The sequence below is a fragment of the Oceaniglobus sp. K40-3 genome (assembly GCF_055808395.1).
The window spans coordinates 2,539,497-2,563,469 of sequence record NZ_CM147868.1; the positions used below are offsets into that span (position 1 = coordinate 2,539,497).

At 61.7% G+C, this 23,973-nt stretch carries 23 protein-coding genes and 2 pseudogenes; 8 read left to right on the forward strand and 17 right to left on the reverse strand.

Annotated elements, in window-relative coordinates; translation table 11 throughout:
* Nucleotides 1-14: 14 nt before the first annotated feature.
* From AC0L7P_RS13145 to AC0L7P_RS13160, 4 genes are all read right to left on the reverse strand, one after another.
* A complete protein-coding gene (locus tag AC0L7P_RS13145) occupies nucleotides 15-815 on the reverse strand; it encodes an ABC transporter permease (RefSeq protein WP_473433153.1) in 801 nt (266 codons plus the stop codon).
* Complete coding sequence (locus AC0L7P_RS13150; RefSeq protein WP_473433154.1) at nucleotides 808-1,575, reverse strand: ABC transporter ATP-binding protein; 768 nt, start codon at nucleotides 1,573-1,575, stop codon at nucleotides 808-810. The genes AC0L7P_RS13145 and AC0L7P_RS13150 overlap by 8 nt, the downstream gene beginning before the upstream one ends.
* A gap of 6 nt (nucleotides 1,576-1,581) precedes the next feature.
* Complete coding sequence (locus AC0L7P_RS13155; protein ID WP_473433155.1) at nucleotides 1,582-2,595, reverse strand: ABC transporter substrate-binding protein; 1,014 nt, start codon at nucleotides 2,593-2,595, stop codon at nucleotides 1,582-1,584.
* 73 nt (nucleotides 2,596-2,668) lie between these two features.
* Complete coding sequence (locus tag AC0L7P_RS13160; RefSeq protein ID WP_473433156.1) at nucleotides 2,669-3,901, reverse strand: TRAP transporter substrate-binding protein; 1,233 nt, start codon at nucleotides 3,899-3,901, stop codon at nucleotides 2,669-2,671.
* A gap of 131 nt (nucleotides 3,902-4,032) precedes the next feature.
* On the opposite strand from AC0L7P_RS13160, the gene AC0L7P_RS13165 reads away from it, so the two are divergent.
* Entirely contained in the window at nucleotides 4,033-5,028 is a 996-nt protein-coding gene (locus AC0L7P_RS13165; RefSeq protein ID WP_473433157.1) for an aldo/keto reductase, read from the forward strand.
* Nucleotides 5,029-5,032: 4 nt separating this feature from the next.
* On the opposite strand, the gene AC0L7P_RS13170 is transcribed toward AC0L7P_RS13165, so the two are convergent.
* Together AC0L7P_RS13170 and AC0L7P_RS13175 are read right to left on the reverse strand one after the other, a co-directional pair.
* A complete protein-coding gene (locus AC0L7P_RS13170) occupies nucleotides 5,033-6,322 on the reverse strand; it encodes an NAD(P)/FAD-dependent oxidoreductase (protein WP_473435457.1) in 1,290 nt (429 codons plus the stop codon).
* Nucleotides 6,322-7,026: a helix-turn-helix transcriptional regulator gene (locus AC0L7P_RS13175; RefSeq protein WP_473433158.1), complete on the reverse strand. Its 705-nt coding sequence runs from the start codon at nucleotides 7,024-7,026 to the stop codon at nucleotides 6,322-6,324. The genes AC0L7P_RS13170 and AC0L7P_RS13175 overlap by 1 nt, the downstream gene beginning before the upstream one ends.
* Nucleotides 7,027-7,106: 80 nt before the next feature.
* On the opposite strand from AC0L7P_RS13175, the gene AC0L7P_RS13180 reads away from it, so the two are divergent.
* Nucleotides 7,107-7,709 carry a glutathione S-transferase family protein gene (locus AC0L7P_RS13180; protein WP_473433159.1) on the forward strand — a complete coding sequence of 201 codons (603 nt, stop codon included), beginning with the start codon at nucleotides 7,107-7,109 and terminating at the stop codon, nucleotides 7,707-7,709.
* Nucleotides 7,710-7,746: 37 nt separating this feature from the next.
* Here AC0L7P_RS13180 and AC0L7P_RS13185 read toward each other — a convergent pair whose 3' ends face one another.
* Nucleotides 7,747-9,117, reverse strand: coding sequence for a glutamine synthetase family protein (locus AC0L7P_RS13185; protein WP_473433160.1), 1,371 nt, complete (start codon nucleotides 9,115-9,117; stop codon nucleotides 7,747-7,749).
* Nucleotides 9,104-9,795, reverse strand: a pseudogene (locus AC0L7P_RS13190) (type 1 glutamine amidotransferase). Before AC0L7P_RS13190 ends, AC0L7P_RS13185 begins: the two are co-directional and overlap by 14 nt.
* 184 nt (nucleotides 9,796-9,979) lie before the next feature.
* Between AC0L7P_RS13190 and AC0L7P_RS13195 the strand changes: the two are divergent.
* From AC0L7P_RS13195 to AC0L7P_RS13205, 3 genes and pseudogenes are all read left to right on the forward strand, one after another.
* Nucleotides 9,980-11,161, forward strand: a pseudogene (locus AC0L7P_RS13195) (DegT/DnrJ/EryC1/StrS family aminotransferase); the annotation flags it as partial.
* Nucleotides 11,162-11,238: 77 nt separating this feature from the next.
* Nucleotides 11,239-12,603: an aminotransferase gene (locus AC0L7P_RS13200; RefSeq protein WP_473433161.1), complete on the forward strand. Its 1,365-nt coding sequence runs from the start codon at nucleotides 11,239-11,241 to the stop codon at nucleotides 12,601-12,603.
* Nucleotides 12,604-12,621: 18 nt separating this feature from the next.
* The gene (locus AC0L7P_RS13205; RefSeq protein WP_473433162.1) at nucleotides 12,622-12,858 is read left to right on the forward strand and encodes a hypothetical protein; all 237 of its coding nucleotides are present in this window, start codon (nucleotides 12,622-12,624) and stop codon (nucleotides 12,856-12,858) included.
* A 6-nt stretch (nucleotides 12,859-12,864) separates the two neighbouring features.
* On the opposite strand, the gene phaR is transcribed toward AC0L7P_RS13205, so the two are convergent.
* The 3 genes from phaR to phaC form a co-directional block, all read right to left on the reverse strand.
* Nucleotides 12,865-13,410, reverse strand: a complete 546-nt coding sequence (gene phaR / locus AC0L7P_RS13210; RefSeq protein ID WP_473433163.1) for a polyhydroxyalkanoate synthesis repressor PhaR — start codon at nucleotides 13,408-13,410, stop codon at nucleotides 12,865-12,867.
* Between the two features lie 124 nt (nucleotides 13,411-13,534).
* Nucleotides 13,535-13,981, reverse strand: coding sequence for a Phasin (locus AC0L7P_RS13215; protein ID WP_473435458.1), 447 nt, complete (start codon nucleotides 13,979-13,981; stop codon nucleotides 13,535-13,537).
* 118 nt (nucleotides 13,982-14,099) lie between these two features.
* The gene (phaC, locus tag AC0L7P_RS13220) at nucleotides 14,100-15,905 is read right to left on the reverse strand and encodes a class I poly(R)-hydroxyalkanoic acid synthase (protein ID WP_473433164.1); all 1,806 of its coding nucleotides are present in this window, start codon (nucleotides 15,903-15,905) and stop codon (nucleotides 14,100-14,102) included.
* Nucleotides 15,906-16,028: 123 nt separating this feature from the next.
* On the opposite strand from phaC, the gene phaZ reads away from it, so the two are divergent.
* Nucleotides 16,029-17,291: a polyhydroxyalkanoate depolymerase gene (gene phaZ, locus AC0L7P_RS13225; RefSeq protein WP_473433165.1), complete on the forward strand. Its 1,263-nt coding sequence runs from the start codon at nucleotides 16,029-16,031 to the stop codon at nucleotides 17,289-17,291.
* 100 nt (nucleotides 17,292-17,391) lie between these two features.
* Here the strand turns inward: phaZ and AC0L7P_RS13230 are convergent, their stop codons facing one another.
* From AC0L7P_RS13230 to AC0L7P_RS13245, 4 genes are all read right to left on the reverse strand, one after another.
* On the reverse strand, nucleotides 17,392-17,853 hold the full coding sequence (locus tag AC0L7P_RS13230) for an alpha/beta fold hydrolase (RefSeq protein ID WP_473433166.1): 462 nt from the start codon (nucleotides 17,851-17,853) through the stop codon (nucleotides 17,392-17,394).
* On the reverse strand, nucleotides 17,772-18,110 hold the full coding sequence (locus AC0L7P_RS13235; RefSeq protein WP_473433167.1) for an alpha/beta fold hydrolase: 339 nt from the start codon (nucleotides 18,108-18,110) through the stop codon (nucleotides 17,772-17,774). The genes AC0L7P_RS13230 and AC0L7P_RS13235 overlap by 82 nt, the downstream gene beginning before the upstream one ends.
* 125 nt (nucleotides 18,111-18,235) lie before the next feature.
* A complete protein-coding gene (locus AC0L7P_RS13240; protein ID WP_473435459.1) occupies nucleotides 18,236-18,667 on the reverse strand; it encodes a VOC family protein in 432 nt (143 codons plus the stop codon).
* Nucleotides 18,668-18,678: 11 nt separating this feature from the next.
* On the reverse strand, nucleotides 18,679-19,407 hold the full coding sequence (locus AC0L7P_RS13245; protein ID WP_473433168.1) for an alpha/beta hydrolase: 729 nt from the start codon (nucleotides 19,405-19,407) through the stop codon (nucleotides 18,679-18,681).
* Between the two features lie 173 nt (nucleotides 19,408-19,580).
* Here AC0L7P_RS13245 and thrS point away from each other — a divergent pair, with 173 nt between their 5' ends.
* A complete protein-coding gene (gene thrS, locus AC0L7P_RS13250; protein WP_473433169.1) occupies nucleotides 19,581-21,527 on the forward strand; it encodes a threonine--tRNA ligase in 1,947 nt (648 codons plus the stop codon).
* A 36-nt stretch (nucleotides 21,528-21,563) separates the two neighbouring features.
* Here the strand turns inward: thrS and AC0L7P_RS13255 are convergent, their stop codons facing one another.
* Nucleotides 21,564-21,860 carry a hypothetical protein gene (locus AC0L7P_RS13255; RefSeq protein ID WP_473433170.1) on the reverse strand — a complete coding sequence of 99 codons (297 nt, stop codon included), beginning with the start codon at nucleotides 21,858-21,860 and terminating at the stop codon, nucleotides 21,564-21,566.
* 280 nt (nucleotides 21,861-22,140) lie between these two features.
* Here AC0L7P_RS13255 and AC0L7P_RS13260 point away from each other — a divergent pair, with 280 nt between their 5' ends.
* Entirely contained in the window at nucleotides 22,141-22,995 is an 855-nt protein-coding gene (locus AC0L7P_RS13260) for an EamA family transporter (RefSeq protein ID WP_473433171.1), read from the forward strand.
* Nucleotides 22,996-23,013: 18 nt separating this feature from the next.
* Here AC0L7P_RS13260 and AC0L7P_RS13265 read toward each other — a convergent pair whose 3' ends face one another.
* On the reverse strand, nucleotides 23,014-23,937 hold the full coding sequence (locus AC0L7P_RS13265) for a sugar kinase (RefSeq protein ID WP_473433172.1): 924 nt from the start codon (nucleotides 23,935-23,937) through the stop codon (nucleotides 23,014-23,016).
* Nucleotides 23,938-23,973: the final 36 nt, after the last annotated feature.

Sequence of the window (23,973 nt, forward strand, 5' to 3'; positions counted from 1 at the left end):
GTCCTCCGGGTATGTCAGTTGCGCCAGCGCAGCAGGCGTTTTTCAATCAGTCCGATCACGAAACTTACAGTCACGCCCAGCAATGACAAGATCGTGACGCCCGCAAACAGCCGCTCCAGATCATAAAGCGACCCGGCCTCAAGGATATAGGCGCCAATGCCCCGCTGCGCGCCCAGCATTTCAGCAGCCACCAACAGGATGATCGCAATCGCAAGGCTGATCCGCAGCCCCGACAGAATGCCGGGCATTGCACCGGGCAGCACGATCTTGCGCAGGATGGAAAACCACGACATCCCGAAACTCTGCCCCATGCGGATCAGGGTGCGGTCCACGTTATCGACCGCGCCATAGGTGGCCACGACCGTGGGGGTAAAGGTGCCAAAGGCGATCAGGGCGTATTTGCTGGCCTCATCAATGCCGAACCAGATCACGAACAGCGGCAGCAGGGCAATTTTCGGCACCGGAAAAATCGCCGCGATCAACGGCACCAACCCGGCGCGCGCATAGGAAAACAACCCGATGGCAAACCCCACCGCCATGCCCGCGCTGACCCCGAATGTGGCCCCCACGACAAGCCGCGTCAGGGACGGGATCAGGTGTTCCCACAGGCGGCCGGTTTGATAAAGATCAACAAAGGTGGCCAGAACATCAGAGGGGCGCGGCAGGGTCAGGGCGGAAATCCATCCGGCCCGCGTGCCCCATTCCACCAGCGCGATCAGCGCCACGAAGACCACGATTCCCACGCCCCGCTTGGCGCGCGGCGCAAAACCACCACCACGAAACGGCACCGGTGTGGCATTGATCGTTTCAGCCATGAATAAGCTCTCCGTCCGCTGCGCGGGCCTCATCGCGCATGATCGACCACAGGCGTTGTTGCTGATGGGTCAGATCGGGGTGATCGGCCCGGCGTTGCTCCAGCGGCATATCAATATCCACCACCTCGGCAATCCGCCCGGGGCGGCGCGACAGCACCACGATGCGATGGCCAAGGCGCACCGCCTCGGCCAGGTTGTGGGTGACATAGACCGAGGTAAAGGGTGCCCGCGTCCACAGACCCACCAGATCATCCATCAGCAATTCGCGGGTCTGGGAATCCAGCGCGCTAAGGGGTTCATCCATCAGCATCACCGCCGGGTTCACCGCCAAAGCCCGGGCAATCGCCACCCGCTGTTTCATCCCGCCCGACAATTGCCGTGGCAGCGCCTTGCGAAAATCGGCCAGCCGGGTGCGGGCCAGAACATCGGCCACGATCTCCTCAACCCTGTCGGCTGGCAGGTGATGATCCTCAAGCACAAGGCGCACGTTGCCCTCGACACTGCGCCAGGGCAGCAGGGCGAAATCCTGAAACACATAGGTCAGCGGGTTCAGGCACCCCTCAGGCGCGCGGCCCTTTTGCAGGATTTGCCCGCCGGTTGGCCGCTCCAGCCCGCCGATCAGGCGCAGCAGGGTGGATTTGCCACAGCCCGACGGCCCGACGATGCACAGGATGCGCCCGCCGGGAATGTCGAGGGTAATATCGCTCAGAACGTCGGCGCCGTCATAGGCATGAGCGACGCCGACAAGGGACAACTCCATAAGCGATCAGGCCATGGTCGGGGCGAAACTGTCATCCACCACGGTATCAAGCGCGATGGAGGAATCCACCAGATCCTCGGCCTTGAACCAATCAAGCTGATCCTTGAGCGACCCCATATTCAGCGCCGCATTCGCGTTCAGGCGCATCGCGCCGTTGATGATCGACGGAGCCGCCTTGTCCAGCGGGCGGTCGGAATAGACGTATTTGTGGATCAGTTCGACCATGTCGTCACGGCCTTCGTCACCCAGTGTCTTGTCCACCAGGGCGGCATTGAAATCATCCACCCCGTGGGAAAACACCTTGAGGAAATCTTCGGTCAGGGCACGGTTGTCGGTGGTGTTCTTTTCCGAGGTGAATACCGTTGTTACCTGATAATTGGGCAGATAATCAGCCACATCACCGATGATATGCACCGCACCGGACCCGGCCAGCGCCTTGGCGATGTGTGGTACGATCGACCAGCCATCCACCTGCCCCGATTTCATCGCGCCAACGATATTGCCGACCTTTTGCAGGGGTGTATATTCCAGTTCGATCCCTTCGCCGGTGGCCATTTTCGACCCCATGTAATGGAACGACGAACCGGCCTGGGTGATTGCCCATTTCTTGCCATCCAGCATCTTTGGCGTGGTAACGCCCGCCTTGAACGCGGCATCCGAGGCCAGGATTTTCTGCCCGTCGATGCCCGGCTCTTCCTGCAAGGCGCCGCCGATGATGCGCACCGCGCCCTTGTCGGCCAATGAAATCAGCGCGCCGGTCATCGCCGTGATGCCGAAATCCACATCGCCGCTGGCGATTGCCACGGCCATGGGTTGGGCCGCATCAAAGAACCGCAGATCGGCGTCCAGCCCGGCGTCGGCGAAATAGCCGCGCTGTTCGGCCACAAAGCTGGCGGCGTGGCTGGTCAGGCGCAGGGCCCCCACGGTCACCTTGCGGTTTTGCGCGATGGCGGGCGCGGCAAGGGCACTGGCGGCGGTGCCACCGATCAGGGCAAGGGTCTGGCGTCTGGTGAATGGCATGGTCGTCCTCCCGGGGGGTGTTTCAATTGTCGGCGCCAATGTTGGCCCCCGGGCGGCCAGCGTCAAGCGCCAATCACCCCTTCCACCACCGGCGCGGTTCAACATTTTCGGCCAGCATGTCGACCGGGATTTCCCGGGCGATGTCATGGATTTCCTGATAGGTATCGTATCCGCCGGACCAGTCGTTCAGGCGCTCGCGCCACGGTTCCCACAATTGGGGCTGAAATTCGGGCGAACACATTTCCTCGGCTTTGCGGATTTCCGCGTCGCTCAGCCGGGCGATGCGCACCTGATTACGGGCAAAGATCGTGCCGGGCAACTGCGGTTCGCTGAACCCCACGGTGTTGACCAGCGCCGCCTCATTGGCGCCCTGCACATGGGCCTGCGCCCAATAAGCCGATTCCATCACCGCCGTCTGAAGATCATCCGACAACCCGTTGAACGCCTCGGCTGACATGCCCGTATGCTCCATCCCGGCAAAGAACCGCAGATCGACACTTTGCGACACCACCGGCGCCATTCCCGCGTATGCCACAGCCGAGGCCCAGGTTTCGGCGCCGTCGATCAGCCCGTTGTCCAGTGCGCTCAGGGTTTCCTCCCACACCATGGGCACCGGGTTGAGGTTCAGCGCGCGCATGGCGATGCGGCCCAGTTGCGTGCTTGTCACCCGGTTGGTGGTGCCGGCCAGGTCGTCGATCGTGCTGACCAGCGGTTTATCCTGCCATCCATGACCCAGTTGAATGCCGCGCAGTTCACAATGACTGAACAGGAATTTCACCCCGTGCTGTTGCTCAAGCGGATCGCGCAACAGCTTTTGTGACGCGGGCGCATACAGGAAATGATATTGCGCGGCGCGGGACGGAAACAGATAAGCGTAATCCAGCACGTTGAGATAGGGCGCACCCAGCGCCGAATTCTGGGTCGAGGCGGTATAAAAATCGACAACCCCCTGACGCGCCAGATCAACACAGGACGTCTGACTGCACGCCCGGTTGTCGCCGATGAATTCGATGCGGATTTCGCCGTCGGTGCGGCTTTCCAGATCCCGGGCAAATTCCAGCGCCCCGGCCCGTTCAATCAACAGGCTTGCGGCATTCAACCCCGACGCACCGAACCGAAAGGTGTGGCGCGCCGATTTGGCAAACCGTTTCTCATAGGTTGATTCCGCCGCGCGCGCGGCATTCGCCAGACTGAGCGCGCCACCGAAACTGCCCGCCGCCAACAGCGTGCTGGACAGCCCGTATCGCCCGGCAAGGCGCAACAGATCGCGACGTGTGAGGGTGGTCGATGGCGTGGTGCTGGTCATTCCGGTTGTCCCCTGCAAACCTTGCGCCACCTTACAGGCATTTCAGCCTACCTTCCAAGGGTGGCCCGTGGCGTATCTCGACATCCCGGCCTATTCGCGCTTTGGTGTGCCCACCCAACAGGAGCCTGCCCATGCACACCCGCCCCCTTGGCCACGATGGCCCGCACGTTTCCGCCATCGGAATTGGCGCCATGTCATTTTCCGATTTTTATGGCGCCACCACTGATGAGGCCTCTTTCGCCATTCTCGATGCCGCGCAAGAACTGGGGATCACCGCCATGGACACGTCGAATGTCTATGGGGCGGGGCGTTCGGAAACCGTGATCGGGCGGTATCTGGCGCAAACCGGCACCCGTGAGCGGTTTCACATCGCCACCAAGGCGGGCATCACCCGCGACGCCGACGGAAACCGGTATTTCGATAATTCCCCCGCCCATCTGACCCGTGAACTGGACGGTAGCCTGAAACGTCTGGGGGTGGAGCAGGTCGATCTGTTCTATGTTCACCGGCGCGAGGCAGAGCGCGAGATTGAAGAGGTGGTCGAAACCCTTATCACCCTGAAAAACGCCGGTAAAATTGCCAGTTTCGGCTTTTCCGAAATTGCGCCCACGTCCCTTGTCCGCGCCGCTGCGGTGCATCCCATCGCGGCGGTGCAATCGGAATATTCCATCGCCACCCGCCTGCCCGATCTGGGGCTGGTCGAGGCCTGCGCAGCGGTTGGCGCGGCCCTGGTTGCGTTTTCCCCCGTCACCCGTGGATTGCTGACCGACACGCCCCCCGATGCCGCCCGCGCCGCCGCCACCGCGTTCATGCAGACCAACCCGCGGTTTTGCGGCGAAAACCGGGCGCGCAATGTTGCGGCAACGGCCCCCCTGCGCGCATTGGCGGCTGATATGGGGGTGGCCACGGCGACGTTGGCCATTGCATGGCTGTTGTCGCGCGGGCCGCATATTCACCCGATCCCCGGCACCCGGTCGGTGGCCCACCTGCGCGATCTTGCCGCCGGGTGCGACCTGGCCCTGAATGCCGAGGATCTGGCCCGCATTGCCCGCGCCCTGCCCCCGGGCAGCCTTCATGGTGATCGGTATTCCGCCGCGCAATGGGTGGGGGTTGAACGGTACTGCTGAGGCGTCAAAGCCCCAGCCGGTCGCGCAGCCCGTACCATGTCATTGCCAGCGCCAAAAGCGGGCTGCGCAGGGCGGCGCCGCCGGGGAATTTTGGCGCGGTGATCCCCGCCATGGTGTCAAACCGGGTGGCATCGCCCTGCACCGCCCCGGCGATGATCCGCCCGGCCATGGTGGCCATGGCCACCCCGTGCCCGGAATACCCCGACGCCGTGTAAACGCCACCACCGCGCGAAAAATGCGGCATCCGGTTCATGGTAATCGCCAATGTGCCGCCCCATGCATGGGTGATCGCCACATCGCGCAGGTGCGGATAAATCGCCAGCATGGGCCTGCGCACCAGCCCCGCAATATCGCGCGGAAAGCGATAGCCATAACTTTCGCCGCCGCCAAACAGCAGGCGGCGATCCTCGGACAGGCGCCAGTAATTCACCACGAACCGGTCATCCGCCACGGCGATGTCTTTGGCCAGAACCGTATCGGCACGTGTGCCCAAAGGCTCGGTTGCGACGATGAAGTTATTGATCGGCATGACCCGCGCACCCACATCCGGCGCCAGCCCCCCAAGATAGCCGTTACAGGCCAGCACGATATGATCCGCCGTGACATGGCCCTGTTCCGTTTGCACCCGGCCCTTTGCCACGGCACTCACGCGCGATTGTTCACATATCCGCACCCCCGCCGCAGTCGCGGCCCGGGCCAGCCCAAGGGCAAAGCGCAAAGGATGCAGATGCCCCGCGCCCCTGTCCAGATCGCCCCCGGCGAAACAGGTTGACCCGATCAGCGCGCCGATCCCGGCCCGGTCCAGCGGTGCGATCTGATCATAGCCATAATCGCGCGCCAGCGTTTCGGCATAGCTGTGCGCATGGGCGGCCGAGCGGACGCTGTGACAGGCATGGGCGACACCGGGGCGCCAAGCCGCCTCAATCCCGTGACGTGCGATCAGGGATTGCATCAGCGCCTTGGCCTCCTGCGAAATATCCCACAGGGCGCGGGCCGATCCGGGGGCGTGGCGCAGCAACCAATCCTGATCCTGCCGCTGGCCACTGCCCACCTGCCCGCCGTTGCGCCCCGAGGCACCAAACCCCACACGCTGCGCCTCAAGCAGCACCACCGAAAACCCGGACCCCGCCAGATGCAGCGCCGCCGACAACCCGGTATAACCGCCGCCCACCACGCAGACATCGGCGCGCACCTCGCCTGTCAGGGGGGCGAAGGGGGCCAGCGGTGTGGCGGTTTCCGCGTACCAGCTTGCCGGATAGGCGCCGGGGCGGTCATTGGCGGTCAGAAGATCCATCATTCCTGTTTGCCCCCCGAACCCCGATTGCGCAAGCGCGCCAGATATTCCCGCAACAGCGCCACCCGGCGGGGGCGAAAGCCCTCATCGCTCAGGGCCACGTCATTGATACGGTGCAAATGAAACTGGCGGAAATCCCGGCGCAGCACACACCACGCCAAAAGCGACACCAACCGTTCGGAATAAACAATCGTCAGCGGGTAAATCCGCCGGTGCGTCGCCGCGCCCCCGGCATCGCAATAGGCAATATCAAGCGCGGTTTCCTCCCAACAGGCCTGCCGGTACAGCGACAGATCCAGCGTGGTGGGCGGCAGGCGGCCAAACCGGTTGACAGTCACCACCGCATGCATCGCCTGACGCTGTTTGGTTTCCGGCAGGGTGGCGATGATTTTGGCCAATGCCGCTTCGCCCGCCGCGACAATGGCCGGATCGCCCCGCGCGGCAAGTTCGCCCATGGCCAGCACCAGCGCCTCGATCTCAAGGCGGGTAAAGGATTGCGGCGGCAGGGCGGGATCTTCGGTCAGCCAATACCCCTCGCCCGCAGCGCCATCAATCACCGCCCCTGCCGCGCGCAGGCTGGCGATGTCGCGGTAAAGGGTGCGTTCCGACACCTCGGTTTCCTCGGCCAAACGTGCCGCCGTGACCGGAGCAGGCAGGCTGCGCAAGGCCTGTAACAGGCGCAAAAGACGATCTGACCGGGCCATGACACCTACTGACGGAAACTGACAGGATGGTGGGTCTATACGGGGTGCATAACGATTCACAAACCCCGAAAGGTTTTTCCATGCTGACCCTGTATCATTCGCCGCAAACCCGCTCATCCACCATTGTTCTGTTGCTTGAGGAGTTGGGCATCACGGATCGCGTCACCGTGCAACAGGTTACCATTCCGCGCCGCGATGGCAGTGGCGGGCGCGACCCGGCCAACCCCCACCCCGAAGGCAAGGTGCCCTATCTGGTGGATGATGGCGTTGGCATCCGCGAACGCGGCGCGATTATCCTGTATCTGACCGATATGTTCCCCGAGGCCGGGCTTGCCCCCATGGTCGGCGACAAGAACCGTGGCGCCTATCTGTCATGGCTGGATTGGTACGGCGGCGTATTTGAACCGGTGTTCGTTTTCAAGATGATGGAGATGGAGAACCCCGCCCTTCACGCCACCTTTCGCAGCATGACCGAGGCGCTGGACGCCCTGGAAACCGCACTTGCGGACAACCCCTATCTGATGGGCGATACATATACCGCCGCCGATCTTTTGGTATCGTCGCCCTTCGCGTGGATGCCCGACATGATCCCCGACAGCCCGAAAATCCGCGAATGGGTCGCACGCTGTCAGGACCGGCCCGCCAATGCAAAGATGAAAACCCTGGATAACCCGGCGGCCTGACCGGTTGGCCGCGCCCGCCCCCGGGGGCGCGGCCAGCTTAGACGTTCAACAACAGATGTTCCCGTTCCCACGGGGAAATGACGTGCAGGAATTCGTCGTATTCCGTCCGTTTCACGATGGAATAAACCCGCACGAATTCATGCCCCAGCAGATCATGCAGCCCGGTCGCATCGGCGAACAGATCGATCGCGTCAAACAGACCCGGCGGAATCGCCTCTTGGGCGCGATAGGCATCACCGGCGAATTCCGCCGTCGGGTTTTCCTGCTCGATCAGCCCCAGATAGCCACAGGCAAGCGACGCCGCGATGCCAAGGTAGGGGTTGCAATCCATCCCCGCCAGCCGGTTTTCCACCCGCCGGGTTTCGGGCGGGGAAATCGGCACCCGAATGCCGGTGGTGCGGTTATCGCGCGCCCATTCCAGATTGATCGGCGCGGCGTGGTCCTTCACATAGCGCCGGTAACTGTTCACATAGGGTGCCAGCAGGGCAATAACCGAGGGCAGATGGCGCTGCATCCCACCGATAAAGTGGTGAAACGCGGGTGTTTCAGAGCCGTCTTCGGCAGTGAAAATATTGCGCCCCGTTTTCAGATCCTCGACCGAATGATGGATGTGCATCGCACTGCCCGGTTCATCCTCGATCGGTTTGGCCATGAAGGTGGCAAAGCAATCGTGGCGCAGGGCCGCTTCGCGGATCAGGCGTTTGAAATAGAACACCTCATCGGCCAGCTTGATCGGGTCGCCGTGGCGCAGGTTGATCTCAAGCTGCCCGGCGCCGCCTTCCTGGGTGATGCCATCAATCTCAAACCCCTGGGCCTCGGCGAAATCATAGATGTCGTCGATCACCGGGCCGTATTCATCGACCGCCGACATGGAATAGGCCTGCCGTGCGGCGGCACGCCGCCCGGTGCGCCCCAGCATCGGTTCGATGCTTTGGGCCGGGTCGATATTGCGCGCCACCAGATAGAATTCCATCTCGGGCGCCACAATCGGTTTCCACCCTTTGTCACGATAGGCCTGCACCACCCGTTTCAGCACATTGCGCGGCGCGGTCGGCACCGGCTCGCCGGTTTGCAGGGCCGCATCGTGGATCACCTGAAGCGTCCAATCCGCCGTCCAGGGCGCGGCGGTGGCGGTGGAATAATCGGGGGTCAGGATCATGTCAGGTTCGGTGAACCCTTCGGCGCCTGCCGCCTCGGCCCAGCCACCGGTGATCGTCTGGAAGAAGATCGAATTGGGCAGGAAAAACTGTGTCTGACGTGAAAACTTGCTGGCTGGCATCGCCTTGCCCCGGGCGATGCCGGGGGTGTCCGATATGATACATTCCACCTCGTCCAGCCGCCGCCCTTCCAGAAAGGCACGGGCGGCGGGCGGGATCTGCGCCATCCACGCGGGATCAGACTTTGACATGGGACACCGCGATCAGGAATTGCGCCAGCATGTCACCGATGGCGCCATTGTCCAGCGGCGCGCTCAGGCCCGCGCGGGCCTGCTCCAACTGCGCCTCCGGCACCACCCCCTGCCCCGGCTTTCGATCAGCCCGTCAATGAAATCGGCACCGAATTCGGGGTGCGCCTGCACCGTCAGAATCGTATCGCCATAGGCCAGCGCGGCATTGGCGCAGAAATCGTTGCGCGCCACCACCCGCGCGCCCTTGGGGGCTGCGACCACCTGATCCTGATGCCAGGCGTTCATATGCACGACCTGCCCGTCCTCCATGTCATATGCGGTCCGCCCCACGGCCCAGCCCCCGGCATATTTCTCAACCCGCCCGCCAAGGGCCTGCGCGATGATCTGATGGCCGAAACAGATGCCAACCATGGGCCGCCCGGCCCGGTAAACGGCGCGGATGAACTCCTCAAGCGGGGGAATCCACGGCAGATCGTCATAGGCGCCATGTTTGCTGCCGGTGATCAACCAGCCGTCAGCGGCGTCGATATCGGGCGGCATTTCGCCCTCGCAGACGACCCAGGTGGAAAACGTCATTGCGTGGCCGTCAAGCAGGCGGGCGAACATGGACGGATAATCGCCCGTTCGCGGTTTCAGGGCGTCCGGGGCCAGCCCGGTTTGCAAAATGCCGATGTGCATGGATCACCATTCTCAGGAAGTTGGCCAAGGGTAATCCCTGGCCCGCGCCCTTGCAACTGCCGCGACGACCTGTCCGCACGATGCACAAAAGCCTCGTCATTCGCTGTTTTCATTTGTAAAACGCAAAGGCCACGCCACCCGTTGAACCACAAAGGCGCAGTCAGATGACAGCAATCCCCCGAAAACCGCCCAGGACGCCGATCCGATTCCGGCTGCGGCCCAGGACGCCCTGTTTGAAATGCTGAATTCGGGCGATCTGTTTCGTTATACCGCGCCCGGCGATTCCCCCGTGACCCTGCTGGAACACGAATTCGCGCGGATGATGGGCAGCCGCTATGCCCTGGCCGTTGCCTCCTGTTCGGCGGCGCTGTTTCTGTCCCTGCGCGCCCTTGATCTGCCTGCGGGGGCGCGGGTGCTGACCCCGGCGTTCACCTTTGCCGCTGTGCCATCGTCGATCATCCATGCGGGATGCACACCGGTTCTGGTGGAATGCGGCGCGGATTACCGAATCGACATGGATGATTTCGCCGCAAAACTGCCCGGCGCGGGCGCCGTGTTGATCAGCCACATGCGCGGCCACACATCCGACATGGATGCCATCATGGCCCTGTGTGACGCCGCCGATATTCCGGTGATCGAGGATGCGGCCCATTCCCTTGGCACCCTGTGGAACGGGCAAAAAATCGGCACCATCGGGCGCATGGGGTGTTTTTCGTTCCAATCCTACAAAATGGTAAATGCGGGCGAAGGCGGGGTTCTGATTACTGACGATCCCGATCTGATTGCCCGGGCCGTCATCATGTCGGGTGCCTATGAACACAACTGGCGCAAACACGCCCCCGATCCGGCCCTGACGGCGGCCCTGTCACGCTGGCAGAACCGCCTGCCGCTGTATAACACCCGCCTGTCCAACCTGAGCGCCGCCGTGGCGCGCCCGCAACTGCCCGAATTGCCCGCGCAGAATCGCCGCCGGGCTGCGCAACCACGATCAACTGGCCAATGCCCTGCGCGCCAATCCGCATATCCATGTGCCTGCCCCCTACCCGGCGAAACCCGCGCGCCGGATTCGATTCAGTTCAATCTGGTTGATCTGAGCGAGTCGCAGGTCACAGAATTTTGCACCGCCGCCGCCCGCTTTGGGCACAGCGTGCAGATTTTCGGCGCCCCGGACAATGCGCGCGCCTTCTGGAACTGGAAATTTCTGGGCGACATTCCCGATCTGCCCAAAACCCGCGCCATGTTGCACCGGGCCTGCGATCTGCGCCTGCCGGTGCGCCTGACCCCGGATCAGATTGACACCATCGCGCAGGCGCTTTTGGCGGCATTGGCCGAGGTCACGACGCCCCGTCGCGCCACCGGCACCTGATTGCACGTTCCCGCGCCCCGGCGTAGCGTTCGGGCGACACAGCAGCCAACCCGAAGGCCAACCCAAGGAATCTGACCATGCATGACGACGCCCCCAACAGCTGGGAAGCCCGGGCCGAGGCCCACACCTTTTACGGGTTTACCGATCTGCCGACGATCCACAAACGCGGCACCGTGGTTCTGACCCACGGCGAAGGCCCCTATGTGATTGACGTACACGGGCGGCGCTACCTTGATGCCAACGCGGGCCTGTGGAACATGGTGGCCGGGTTCGACCACCCGGAAATGGCCGCCGCCGCCAAGGCGCAATATGACCGGTTTCCCGGCTATCATTCATTTTTCGGGCGCATGTCCGATCAGACGGTGATGCTGAGCGAAAAGCTGATCGAAGTATCACCGTTCGACCGTGGCCGGGTGTTTTACACCAACTCTGGTTCCGAGGCGAATGACACGCTGGTGAAAATGCTGTGGTTTCTCGGGATTGCCGAAGGCGCGCCGCAGCGCAAGAAAATCCTCACCCGGATCAACGGCTATCACGGGGTGACGGTGGTATCGTCCAGCATGACCGGCAAACCTTACAATTCGGTGTTTGGCCTGCCGCTGGACGGATTCCACCACCTGTCCTGCCCCCATTATTGGCGTTTTGGCGCCGAGGGCGAAAGCGAAGACCAATTCACCGCCCGCTTGGCGACCGAGCTGGAATATCTGATTGCGCGCGAAGGCGCCGACACGATCGCCGCCTTTGTGGCCGAACCTGTGATGGGCGCTGGCGGCGTCATTCCCCCGTCAAAGGGGTATTTCCAGGCGATTCAGCCGATCCTGAAAAAACACGGCATTCCGTTGGTGGCGGATGAGGTGATCACCGGTTTCGGGCGCACCGGCGAAATGTGGGGCTGTCAGACCTATGATTTCATGCCCGACGCGATCATTTCGTCCAAGGCGCTGACCGCCGGTTATTTCCCCATGGGGGCCGTGATCCTTGGTCCCGAATTGTCGGACAGGTTGCAGGCGGCAAGCGAAGAGATCGAGGAATTCCCCCACGGGTTCACCGCATCGGGCCATCCGGTGGGCTGTGCCATTGCGCTCAAGGCGATTGATCTGATCGAAAACGGGCTGTTGGAACAGGCGCAATCCCTGATCCCGCAGTTTGAGGCCGGCATGGCGCATCTGGCGCAGATGGACAACATCGGCGAGGCGCGCGGCAAGGGGTTGATGGGCGCTTTGGAGGCGGTCAAGGACAAGGCCAGCAAGACGCCCTTTGACGGGTCGCTTTCCGTCAGCGAACGCATCGCCAACACCTGCACCGATCACGGGCTGATCTGCCGCCCGCTGGGCCAGGCCATCGTGCTGTGCCCCGCCTTTGTGATGACCCCGGCGCAGATGGAGGAAATGTTTGCACGCCTGGAAGGCGCGTTGAAACAAGTGTTTGCCGAGGTCGGCTGAGCAAGGAAAGGACACCCGATGAACGACGATTTGATCGCGGCCCTCGACAAGCTGGAAAGCGGCGACTGGGAGGCGGCGCATTCCATCGCGCAGGACGATCCCGGCGCGATGGGGGCCTGGCTGCACGCCCACCTTCACCGCGTTGAGGGCGATGACGGCAACGCCGCCTATTGGTATCGCCGCGCCGGGCGGGTGCCGTTTGACGGATCGCCCGAGGACGAACGTGCGGCCCTGCGCGCCGCCTGTGCCGGGTAGGCGCGGTTATTTCTCGATCTTGCTCAGCTTGGCCTGCAAATCGGCAAGCTGGGCACGAATATCGCTCAGCTCCTGCTTGCTGTTGCTGTCGCCCGGCTCGGTTTCCGCACCGGATGTGCCAACCATTCCGCCGGTCATCGCCTTGAGAAACGCCTGTTGCTGGGCGCGCATGGCATCATATCCGGGCATGGCCGACAGGGGATTGGCAAGGCTTTCCATCGCTTTGGATTGCCCATCGCGCAGCATATCGAAACTCATCGCCAAAAACTGTGGCACGACGGATTGCGCCTGAGTGGTATAACTGCGCACCAGATCGGTCAGCACCCCAAGGGGCAATACCGATTCACCCTTGGATTCATGCTCCGCAACAATCTGAAGCAGATATTGCCGGGTGAGATCATCACCGGATTTCAGATCGACGATCTGAACCTCACGCCCGGCGCGGATAAAACCGGCGATATCTTCCAGCGTCACATAATCACTGGTTTCAGTATTATACAGACGGCGGCTGGCATAGCGTTTGATCAACAGCGGTGACGTGGATTCGGCCATTAAAGCCTCCCGATTTGGCAGTGCAGCACCAGCCTATGGCAGTGCAGCACAAAAGAAAGCGGCGAGCACAAGGCTCGCCCAGGACAATCACCGACCGGGAGGGTGCCAGTGAAAATCACATCTCTTACTTGCTGGTGGCCTTCTTGGCGGCAGCAGTCATTTCGTCACCGGCCTTTTTGGCGGCGGCGGTCATGTCTTCGCTGGCGGTTTTGCCGGCAACGAGCATCAGTTCAACGGTTTCCATCTGCACTTTTTTCGCAACTTCGGCAAAAGCGGCCATGGATTCGCTGGTCATTTCAGCCTGGGCCGAGGCAAAATCGGTTACCGACTTGGAATATTCGTTGGCTTCGGCTTTGGTTTTGGTCACGTCGCCCATTTTGGCGATGGTGCCTTTTGTCCATGCGGTCGAGATTTCGGTGGATTTCTCGGCAGCTTCCAGAGCGACCTTGCTCATCTTTTCGCCAAAAGCGGCGTAGGATTTGAAACCGTCCTGAAAGGCGGTCATATCAACGGGGAATGCACCCATCATGTCTTGCATGGTCTTGGTGTAGTCTTGTGCTTTCGTAGCCATATCGGTTCTCCGGTCCTGCGGAATATCCGCGTTAATTTCTGAAACCAATATGCATGCTGCGGCGCGGCATTTCAAGTTTTTTCTGCATCGCAGCATAAATTTCTTTTGCAGTTGCAAATCAAACCTTTGGCACCGCAGAAACATATGTGCCCGGCGCAGGGGCCAAAATGTCGCGCCCGTCGGCCCCCGGTTTGCGGGCTGCAACCAACCGGCCCGACCGCTTGCGCAACCATGATTCCCATGTTGGCCACCACGACCCGTCGGTAAATTCCGCCGCGCCCCGCCATTCATCCGCCGCCACGGGCCAGGCGCTGTTGGTGTAATGGCCGTATTTCTTTTTACTGGGCGGATTGACGATGCCCGCGATATGGCCGGATTCCGACAGGATGAACGTTTTTGACCGGCTGCCCATCTGGCGGATGCCGTCATAGCTGCTGCGCCATGCGGCGATATGATCGGTTTCGCAGGCGATGGCACAAAGGGGCACTTTCACGTCAGCGATATTCACGGTTTCACCCAGAACCTCGAACCCGCCATCGGCAAACTGGTTTTTCTGGCACAGCCCCCGCAAATATTCCATCGCCATGGCGGCAGGCAAATTGGTGCCGTCGCCATTCCAGTACAACAGATCAAACGCTGGCGGCGCATCGCCCATCATATAGCTGCGGATCGCCGGCTGATAGATAAGGTCGTTGGAGCGCAGATAGCTGAACGTGCGCGACATATAAAAGGATTCCAATATCCCCTTGCGCCCCACCTCCTGTTCCAGTCCATCGACAAAATCATCGTTCAGAAACACGCCCACCTCGCCCTGATCGGAAAAATCGGTCAGCGTGGTAAAGAAGGTGGCGGATTTGACCGAGGTATCCCCGCGCTGCTCCAGCAACGACAGGGTCAGCGAAAGGGTGGTGCCGGCAATGCAATACCCGACAACATTCACCTGATCCTCGCCGCTGATCTCTTTCGCTTCGCGGATCGCGCTCAGATACCCGTCGGTGATATAATCGCCCAGCCCCGTCGCCGCATAGGATGCATCGGGATTCACCCAACTGACCACAAACAGGGTATATCCCTGTTCGACAATCCAGTTGATCAGGCTGTTTTTGGGTTTCAAATCAAGAATATAGAATTTGTTGATCCAGGGCGGAAAGATCACCAGCGGCGTCTTGCGCACCTTTTCGGTCTTGGGCGCATATTGGATCAGTTCGAACAGATGGTTGCGAAACACCACCGACCCTTCGGTCGTGCCAATGTTTTCCCCGACCCGGAACGCATTCTTATCGGCCAAAGAGACCAGAAGTTCGCCATCGGATGCCTCAATATCGCGCACCAGATTTTCCAACCCGTCCACCAGGGATTGTCCGTCGGTTTCCACCGCCCGCGCCAGAGCCTCGGGGTTGGTGCCCAGAAAATTGGTCGGGCTGAACATATCAACGATCTGCTGCGTGAAATAGGTCACACGTTTGCGGTCAGAGGCATCGAGCCCGTCAAGTGACGTCACGGCATTGCTCATCGCTTCGGACGAGAACAAATATTGCTGCTTGAGATAATTGAAATAGGGGTGCGTATCCCACAGGGGATTGGCAAATCTCTTGTCACTCGGGCCGGTATCGGGCGGCGCGGCCAGCTTGCCACTGGCCAGCGTCTGCTGCGCCTCGACATAATGTTTCATGGTTTTCGCCCAGAATCCCACCTGTTGTTCCAATATCTTACTGGGATTGGCCATCATTTCGGCCACATAAGCGGCGGCGGCCTTTTGAAACAGATCCTGCCCCGGCCCTTGCAGGCTGCCCGGCACCGTTCGTTTGTTTGCAAGGGCCGCAACCAGGCGCGAGGACAGTTCCTCGACCTTGGCAAGATTGGCCTCAAGCAGCGCAGCCCCCGCGCCATCGCGCGCATCTTTCCCGGAATCATGAGTTGTCATATTAACTTTTCCATCCTAGTTTGCTGCACAGCAGCATATCGAGCCACGCCTCCATCATAGCAATTCCGCCAGATAGGATCAAAGCGTGAGTCGCCCGGGCCTGCTTCGGATTAAGGAATACTCATGCGATATATGGCCACCTACGATATGATGGAAACCATGCGCAACACCAACCAATGGTTGGGTGCCACCGCCTCGGCCATAGGGTCTTACCCTGCGACGGGCCTGTTTCCCAATCCGATGTTTCAAATGCTCGCCGCCTGGGGCGAAGTAACGGAACGCAGCTTTGCGCGCATGGTGGTCAAACCCGACTGGGGCATCGACACCGTAGTGGGCAGCGACGGGCGCGATCACCTGGTCAACGTCGAATCGGTGGTCAGGAAACCCTTTGGCGATCTGATCCATTTTGACATTGCAGGCCGCGCCCCCAAAGCGCGCCGCATCCTTCTGGTGGCGCCCATGTCGGGGCATTATGCCACGCTGTTGCGCTCGACCGTGCAATCCCTGCTGCCCGATTCAGATGTCTGGATCACCGACTGGCACAACGCCCGGGATATTCCGGTGTCAAAAGGCAAGTTCGACGTCGAGGATTACACCCTCTATCTTGCTGATTTCATGCGCCACCTCGGCCCCGATATCCATGTCATCGCCGTCTGTCAGCCCGCGCCGCTGGCGCTTGCCGCCACTGCCCTTCTGGCGGAACAGGATCCCGCCGCACAGCCCAGTTCGCTGACCCTGATCGGTGGCCCGATCGACCCCGACGCCGCCGATACCGACGTGACCGATTTTGGCCGCCGGGTAACCATGGGCCAGCTTGAGGGAACAGCCGTGCAGCGGGTCGGGTTCAAATATGCCGGCGCGGGGCGTATGGTGTACCCGGGGCTGCTGCAACTGTCGTCTTTCGTGTCGATGAATCTGGAAACCCACGCCAAGGCGTTTCAAAACCAGATCCTGAAAGTGGCGCAAGGCCACGACGGCGATTACGACAAGCACAACAAGTTCTACGATGAATATCTCGCCGTGATGGACATGACGGCAGAATTCTATCTGTCCACGGTGCAGCATATCTTCAAAGACCGCGACATCGCACGCAACGATTTCACTGTCGCCGGCCACAAGGTGGATATCGGCAAGATCACCGATGTGGCCGTCAAGATTGTCGAGGGCGAAAATGACGATATTTCCGCCCCCGGCCAATGTCTTGCCGCGCTTGATCTGCTGACCGGCCTGCCCGAGTCGAAAAAGGCATCGCACCTTGAACCGGGCGCCGGACATTACGGCATCTTTGCCGGCAAAAGCTGGCGCAACAACATCCGGCCTCTGGTGCTGCGTTTTATCGATGCCAACGCCCGCCCTGCCGCAAAACAGGCCACCGCCGCAGAATAACGCAACTGCGCGACCGGGTGCCAACGGGCCCCAGGCCCGGCGCAGGCCGGGTTTGGGGGGCTTGTCGTGGGGCGCCCGCGCGCCCCGCCTTCAGATCAGATCACCCCAGCAACAGCGCCTGCGGCTCGTCCTGCATCCAGCGCGTCAGCGCCTCGTTCACCGTGCGGGGGCGTTCGACCATGGGCAGATGGCCCGCCCCCGGCACGGTGATCAACTGGGCGCGCGGCACAAGGCCCGCCATGAATTCGTGACGGCGCGGCAGATACAGGCTGTCATGCTCACCACACAGGATCAGCGTCGGCACCTTCACCTGGCGCAGGGTGCGCTGCTGATCGGGGCGGCGCTGCAAGGCCGCCGCGTGGCGCAGATACACGTCAACCCCTTGATCCAACGTCATTTCCCGCATGAACCCCACAACCATGTCGTGGTATTCCCCCGGGGCAAGGCAACCATCGGGCAATTCGCCGGTCAGCGCCTCGGTCAGCCGTCCGGCCTTGGCGCGCGCAATGCGCAGCTCGCGTTCGGCAGCGGCGGGGGTGTTTCCGACAGGCAGTTGGTGCACATCAGCGCGATCCGGCGCACCCGTTCCGGCGCGCGGCGCAGCATCTCAACCGCGACCATCCCACCCAGCCCGTGCCCCACCAATGAAAACGTTTCAGGCGCGCCCATCAGGGCATCGGCGGCCATATCCTCGATCGTGTTGCCAATGCCGGTGTGTGCCAGATGGATGGCGTGACTGGCAGAGAGAGCTTCGATCTGCGCGCCCCAGATCCGGGCGTCGGCCATGAAACTTGGCAACAGAACCAATGGGTCACTCAAACTGCCGGTCTCCTGCCCTGATCACACCTGTCCGCGTCGGCGCGAACACTCGGCGGCACCCTAGGCCCGGCATTTTCCGGCTGCAAGCGACAACACCGCCCCTGCGCAGGGTTCCGCGTGCAAGCCTAGTCAGCGCCGTTCCACTGAAACGCACCATCCGCGCCGAGGGGTGAAAACGGGTTGTGGGCCACCTCCCAGACATGCCCTTCGGGGTCGGCGAAGTAACCGTGATGCCCGCCCCAGAACACATCCGCCGCCGGTTTCAAAACCCGCCCGCCTGCCGGTTCGACCCGGGCCAGAACCGCCGCCACCTCGGTTTTTTCGCGCACGTTATACCCCAGCGTCACCCCGGAAAATCCACCGCGGGCGTCAGCGGGCAACCCTATATCCACCAGTAAATCCGCCGCAGGATACAGCCCCAGAACCTGCCCCAGCAGATCAAAGGCGATCACACCATCGGGGCTGTCCACCCTGGCCCAGCCCATGGCGCCGTAAAACGCCGCCACCGTTTGCATGTCCTTTACCCCAAGGGTAATCAGGCTGATCCGTTGTTCCATTGCGCCATCATTCATCCTGTCACCTCATCTATGGCGGTTTCAATCATCGCCAGGCAGGCCTCGGTTGAAAACCGGTGATCCGCCCCCTGCACAAGGGTCAGGCGCACATCTTCGCCCCTGATATGGTTCAACAGGCGCAGCGCGACCGAAACATCCACATCTTCGTCGGCCGTTCCCTGCAACAGGCGCACGGGCGCGGCGATGGCCAAAGGATCACGCAGCACCAGATGGTCACGCCCATCCTCGATCAGCCGCCGGGTAATCACATAGGGGCTGTCGGCATAGGCCGAGGGCAGTTCGACCCGGCCATTTTCCAGCAACGCGGCACGCTGCGTTGCGTCGAACCCGGCCCACATGCTGTCTTCGGTGAAATCCGGCGCGGCGGCGATCCCGACCAACCCTGCCACCTTTTCCGGCATGGCCCGGGCCACCAGACAGGCGATCCAGCCGCCCATGGACGATCCGACCAATATCTGCGGCCCCGTGGTCAGCGCGCCAATCACCGCCATGGCATCCTTGGCCCAATCGCCAATGCAGCCATCCTCAAACGCCTCGGACGACTGACCGTGGCCAGAGTAATCGAACCGCAAAAACGCCCGCCCCCGCGCCCTGGCCCAGTGTTCCAGCGCCACCGCCTTGGTGCCTTGCATGTCGGATTTGAACCCGCCCAGAAACACCACGCCGGGGCCATTCCCCGAATAAAGATGGTGGGCAATCCGGCGGCCTTGGGGGTGACGCATTCGGCAAACATGCAAGCTCCTGTTTTCGTGCAGGGTAACGCCGTGTGGGTGGGATGCAATCGCGATCTGGCAGACAGGCTTGACATGGCCCGGCACGCCCGGCATGTCAGGCGCGAACACCATACCCGCAACCGGGCGTTTCGTAGGCGCCAAACAGACGAGGAACCGGCCAGATGGCTCAGATTTCCCTTACCTTTCCCGATGGCAACGCCAAGACGTTCGACGCAGGCATCACCGCCGCCGAAGTGGCCGCCTCAATTTCCACCTCGCTGGGCAAAAAGGCGATTTCCGCCAGCCTTGATGGCGCCCATTGGGATCTGGCCTGGCCCATCGAAAATGATGCCGCCATCGCCATCAACACCATGGCCGACGATGCCCCCGCGCTGGAACTGATCCGTCACGATCTGGCCCATATCATGGCCCGCGCGGTGCAGGATCTTTGGCCCGACGTGAAAGTCACCATCGGCCCGGTGCGCGATCAGGGGTGGTTCTACGATTTCGACCGGCAAGAGCCATTTACCCCCGAAGATCTGGCCGTGATCGAAAAAAAGATGAAAGAGATCATCAACGCCCGCGAACCGGTGAAAACCGAAATCTGGGACCGCGCCCGCGCCATCGCCCATTACGAGGCGGCGGGCGAACCGTTCAAGATTGAACTGATCAACCGCATTCCGGGTGACGAACCCCTGCGCATGTATTGGCACGGCGATTGGCAGGATCTGTGCCGTGGGCCGCACCTGCAACACACGGGGCAAGTGCCCGCCGATGCGTTCAAGCTGATGAATGTTGCCGGGGCCTATTGGCTGGGCGATTCCACCCGCCCGATGCTGCAACGGATTTACGGGGTGGCGTTCAAGAACCGCAATGACCTCAAGGCGCATCTGACCATGCTGGAGGAAGCCGCCCTGCGCGACCACCGCAAGCTGGGCCGCGAGATGGACCTGTTCCATATGCAGGAAGAAGCGCCGGGTCAGGTGTTCTGGCACCCCAACGGCTGGACCATCTATACCACCTTGCAGGATTACATGCGCCGCAAACAGCGCGCCGCAGGCTATGTGGAGGTGAACACGCCGCAAGTGGTGGACCGCAAGCTGTGGGAAAAATCCGGCCACTGGGACAATTATCAGGAACATATGTTCATCGTCGAAGTGGACGAGGAACACGCCCGGGAAAAGACGGTCAATGCACTGAAACCGATGAACTGCCCCTGTCATGTTCAGATTTTCAATCAGGGTTTGAAATCCTATCGCGACCTGCCCCTGCGCATGGCAGAATTCGGATCGTGCAACCGTTACGAACCCTCGGGCGCGCTGCACGGAATCATGCGGGTGCGTGGGTTTACCCAGGACGATGCGCACATCTTCTGCCGCGAAGATCAGATCGAGGAAGAATGCGCCGGGTTCATCGAATTCCTGTCATCGGTCTATAAGGAACTGGGATTCGAGAAATTCGAGATCATGTTCGCCACCCGCCCGGAAAAACGCGTGGGCACCGAGGAAAGCTGGGACAAGATGGAAGCGGCGCTGGAGGCCGCGATCAACAAGACCGGCCATAAATTCACGCTGGAACCGGGCGAAGGCGCGTTCTATGCGCCCAAGCTCGATTTCAAACTGACCGATGCCATTGGCCGGGTCTGGCAGTGCGGCACCTTTCAGGTTGATCCCAACCTGCCTGAACGCCTGAACGCCACCTATATCGGTGAGGATTCGGCCAAACACCGGCCCTTTATGCTGCACCGGGCCTGTCTGGGCAGTTTTGAACGCTTTATCGGCATCCTGATCGAAAACTGGGCCGGGAAACTGCCGTTCTGGCTGGCGCCACGCCAGGTGGTCGTTGCCTCGATCGTGTCGGATGTGGATGATTACGCCCTTGATGTTGCGGCACAATTGCGCGCCGCCGGCGTGCGGGCCGAGGCGGACACCCGCAACGAAAAGATCAACTATAAGGTGCGCGAACACTCGCTGGGCAAGGTGCCGGTCATTCTGGCCGTGGGCGCGCGCGAGGTTGAGGAAAACACCGTCAGCCTGCGCCGGTTGGGGGAAAAACAAACCCGCACCGTCGCCCTGTCAGATGTCTTGCGCGACCTTACCCAAGAATCGCTGGCCCCCGACCAGCGATAAGAAACGCGGCCCGCGACAAACGCGGGCCACACCAAATCAGTCGCCCAGGCCCTTGCCGGTGGGGATGCCCTTTTGCGTCGGGATATATTCACGCCGGACACGGCGCACCTTGCGCACCCGTTTGACCGGGTGCTGCATCATGCTGGCATAGCTTTGGGCGCGCGTCGGCGTGCCACAACAGATCACCCCGCCTATCGTCACCGGCTGAAGCCCGGCAGGGCAATAATTTGCCGTGGGATAGGCATAGATCGGCGTATCGGCCATGGCCGCCCCCGGCCCCAAAGCCGCCAAGAAAAACCCCAGACCTGCCGCAAATTTCAAATTCAGTTTCATGGAATTCCCCCGTCACCGATGTAATTGTAATTACTCTACCTTCCCCCAACGTAACGCCCACGGTGTTCCCGGTCAATTTTTCTCGTCCGCGAAAAATCGGGCAGTGACGGCCAACCTCGCCCCTGCGCCCGCGATGGCACCCGGAACAGAGATTGTAGTTCGGTGCCGGACCAGAGTAGAGGTTCCCGGATTGCACAGAACCCCGGAAAGTGACCCAGATGACCATGGTGGTGAAACCCGACGCCGCACGCACGGCAATACCAACACAGGACGCCCGGGCATGAGCCTGTTTGTGTTCACCATCGTTCTGTTTGCGGCGATCCTTCATGCAGGCTGGAACGCCGTCGTCAAATCCGGGCGCGACAAGGTTTCGTCGATGGCGGCGGTGGTGCTGGGACAGGCGGCACTTGGCACCGCCAGTTTGCCCTTCGTGCCAACACCAGCCCCCGAAAGCTGGCCGTGGATCGCAAGCGGTGTCGCGCTGCACCTTGGGTATCAGTTGTTTCTTATCGCGGCTTACCGCGCGGGCGATTTCAGTCAGGTCTATCCTCTGGCACGAGGCGTGGCGCCGCTTTTGGTGGCGCTGGTTTCCGTCCTTGGTCTTGGCGCGGTCCTGAGCGGGGCAGAGTGGCTGGGTGTGCTGCTGATCGCCAGCGGGCTGGCCAGTCTGGTGATTGTCAAAGGCGGCAAATCCGCCTCGGTTCCGGCCAAAGGGGCCGCCATACTGGCCCTGAGCACCGGCGTGTTCATCGCCGCCTATTCCCTGAACGACGGAACCGGCGCGCGGATTTCCGGCACCGCCCTTGGGTTTTATGGCTGGACGGCCATGCTCAACGGCTTTGTGTTCGCAACCGTGCTGGCATTCTGGCGGCCCGGCGCCCTGCGAACCCTGCCGCGCATGGGGCGCACGTTTATCATTGGCGGCGGGGCATCCTATGTGGCCTATGCCCTTGTTGTCTGGGCGTTTACCCACGCCCCCATCGCCCTTGTCAGTGCCCTGCGCGAAACCTCCATCGTCTTTGCACTGCTGATCGCCGTGGGGGTCATGGGCGAAAAACTGGATCTGCGGCGGGTGATTGCAACGTTTCTGACCCTGGCCGGGGCTGTCCTGCTGCGCATCGGGCGATCATCATAAACGAATGGTCAGCGCGCGCTATCGCGGCAGAATGGCGCCGCGATGGCCGATCACCGCCACTGCCTGATCGTGGCCCGCCTGCATCGCTTCGGCCAATGTACCGCCGCTCAGATGGCTGGCCAGAAACCCGCCCACGAAACTGTCGCCCGCCGCTGTGCTGTCCACCACCTTGTCGGCCCGCCTGAACGGCCCCGGCGCCGGGGTGCAGGGCGACAGGGGCACCGGCCCGTCGCCGCCGCATTTCAGCGCCCCGACAGCAGGCCCATAGCCGGCAAACCGGGCAATAACGGCATCGCGATCCGCATCGCCGAACAGATCCATTTCATCGTCCACCGAAGGCAGCGCAATATCGCACAGCCCCCAGGCGCGCCCAACCCAATGCTGCGCCTCGGCGCGGTCTTGCCACAAACGCGGGCGATAATTGCTGTCAAAGGCAAACCGCCCGCCCCGTTGGCGATAGCCCGCAATCCAATCCAGCAACCCGGCACGCACCGTTTCGGGCAGGATGGCAAGGGTGATCGCCGAGAGGTAAATCACATCGAACCCGGCCAGCGCCTCAAACCCCATACCCCCTTCGGCATCGAACATGGTGCGCGCCGCCGAACTTTCGCGCCAATAGGCGAACGAGCGTTCCCCCGCCGCATCAACACTGATCGCGTAAATCCCGGGGAGCCGCTCGGGATGGCGCAGGATATGGCCGGTTTCCACGCCCTCTCCCTCGACAAACGCGATCATCCGGTCGGAAAACCCGTCACACCCGATGGCAGAAACGAACGACACCCGATGCTCTGCCCCCAGATTGCGCCGCAGATAGATCGCGGTGTTCAGGGTATCGCCGGCAAACCTGACCGCCATCTGATCGGGTGCATCCGACTGCGATAATTCAATCATCGCCTCACCGATACAGGCAATGGAAAGCGATGGGGCAGAAGACTGGGGCATGATCAAACCTTTGAACAATCGGGGTGTGGTTTCCTA

Excerpts from the sequence above, each read along its gene's own strand:
- AC0L7P_RS13145 (WP_473433153.1), bottom strand. The coding sequence starts at position 815 with ATGGCTGAAACGATCAATGCCACACCGGTGCCGTTTCGTGGTGGTGGT.
- AC0L7P_RS13150 (WP_473433154.1), bottom strand. The coding sequence starts at position 1,575 with ATGGAGTTGTCCCTTGTCGGCGTCGCTCATGCCTATGACGGCGCCGAC.
- AC0L7P_RS13155 (WP_473433155.1), bottom strand. The coding sequence starts at position 2,595 with ATGCCATTCACCAGACGCCAGACCCTTGCCCTGATCGGTGGCACCGCC.
- AC0L7P_RS13160 (WP_473433156.1), bottom strand. The coding sequence starts at position 3,901 with ATGACCAGCACCACGCCATCGACCACCCTCACACGTCGCGATCTGTTG.
- AC0L7P_RS13165 (WP_473433157.1), top strand. The coding sequence starts at position 4,033 with ATGCACACCCGCCCCCTTGGCCACGATGGCCCGCACGTTTCCGCCATC.
- AC0L7P_RS13170 (WP_473435457.1), bottom strand. The coding sequence starts at position 6,322 with ATGGATCTTCTGACCGCCAATGACCGCCCCGGCGCCTATCCGGCAAGC.
- AC0L7P_RS13175 (WP_473433158.1), bottom strand. The coding sequence starts at position 7,026 with ATGGCCCGGTCAGATCGTCTTTTGCGCCTGTTACAGGCCTTGCGCAGC.
- AC0L7P_RS13180 (WP_473433159.1), top strand. The coding sequence starts at position 7,107 with ATGCTGACCCTGTATCATTCGCCGCAAACCCGCTCATCCACCATTGTT.
- AC0L7P_RS13185 (WP_473433160.1), bottom strand. The coding sequence starts at position 9,117 with ATGTCAAAGTCTGATCCCGCGTGGATGGCGCAGATCCCGCCCGCCGCC.
- AC0L7P_RS13200 (WP_473433161.1), top strand. The coding sequence starts at position 11,239 with ATGCATGACGACGCCCCCAACAGCTGGGAAGCCCGGGCCGAGGCCCAC.
- AC0L7P_RS13205 (WP_473433162.1), top strand. The coding sequence starts at position 12,622 with ATGAACGACGATTTGATCGCGGCCCTCGACAAGCTGGAAAGCGGCGAC.
- phaR (WP_473433163.1), bottom strand. The coding sequence starts at position 13,410 with ATGGCCGAATCCACGTCACCGCTGTTGATCAAACGCTATGCCAGCCGC.
- AC0L7P_RS13215 (WP_473435458.1), bottom strand. The coding sequence starts at position 13,981 with ATGGCTACGAAAGCACAAGACTACACCAAGACCATGCAAGACATGATG.
- phaC (WP_473433164.1), bottom strand. The coding sequence starts at position 15,905 with ATGACAACTCATGATTCCGGGAAAGATGCGCGCGATGGCGCGGGGGCT.
- phaZ (WP_473433165.1), top strand. The coding sequence starts at position 16,029 with ATGCGATATATGGCCACCTACGATATGATGGAAACCATGCGCAACACC.
- AC0L7P_RS13240 (WP_473435459.1), bottom strand. The coding sequence starts at position 18,667 with ATGGAACAACGGATCAGCCTGATTACCCTTGGGGTAAAGGACATGCAA.
- AC0L7P_RS13245 (WP_473433168.1), bottom strand. The coding sequence starts at position 19,407 with ATGCGTCACCCCCAAGGCCGCCGGATTGCCCACCATCTTTATTCGGGG.
- thrS (WP_473433169.1), top strand. The coding sequence starts at position 19,581 with ATGGCTCAGATTTCCCTTACCTTTCCCGATGGCAACGCCAAGACGTTC.
- AC0L7P_RS13255 (WP_473433170.1), bottom strand. The coding sequence starts at position 21,860 with ATGAAACTGAATTTGAAATTTGCGGCAGGTCTGGGGTTTTTCTTGGCG.
- AC0L7P_RS13260 (WP_473433171.1), top strand. The coding sequence starts at position 22,141 with ATGAGCCTGTTTGTGTTCACCATCGTTCTGTTTGCGGCGATCCTTCAT.
- AC0L7P_RS13265 (WP_473433172.1), bottom strand. The coding sequence starts at position 23,937 with ATGCCCCAGTCTTCTGCCCCATCGCTTTCCATTGCCTGTATCGGTGAG.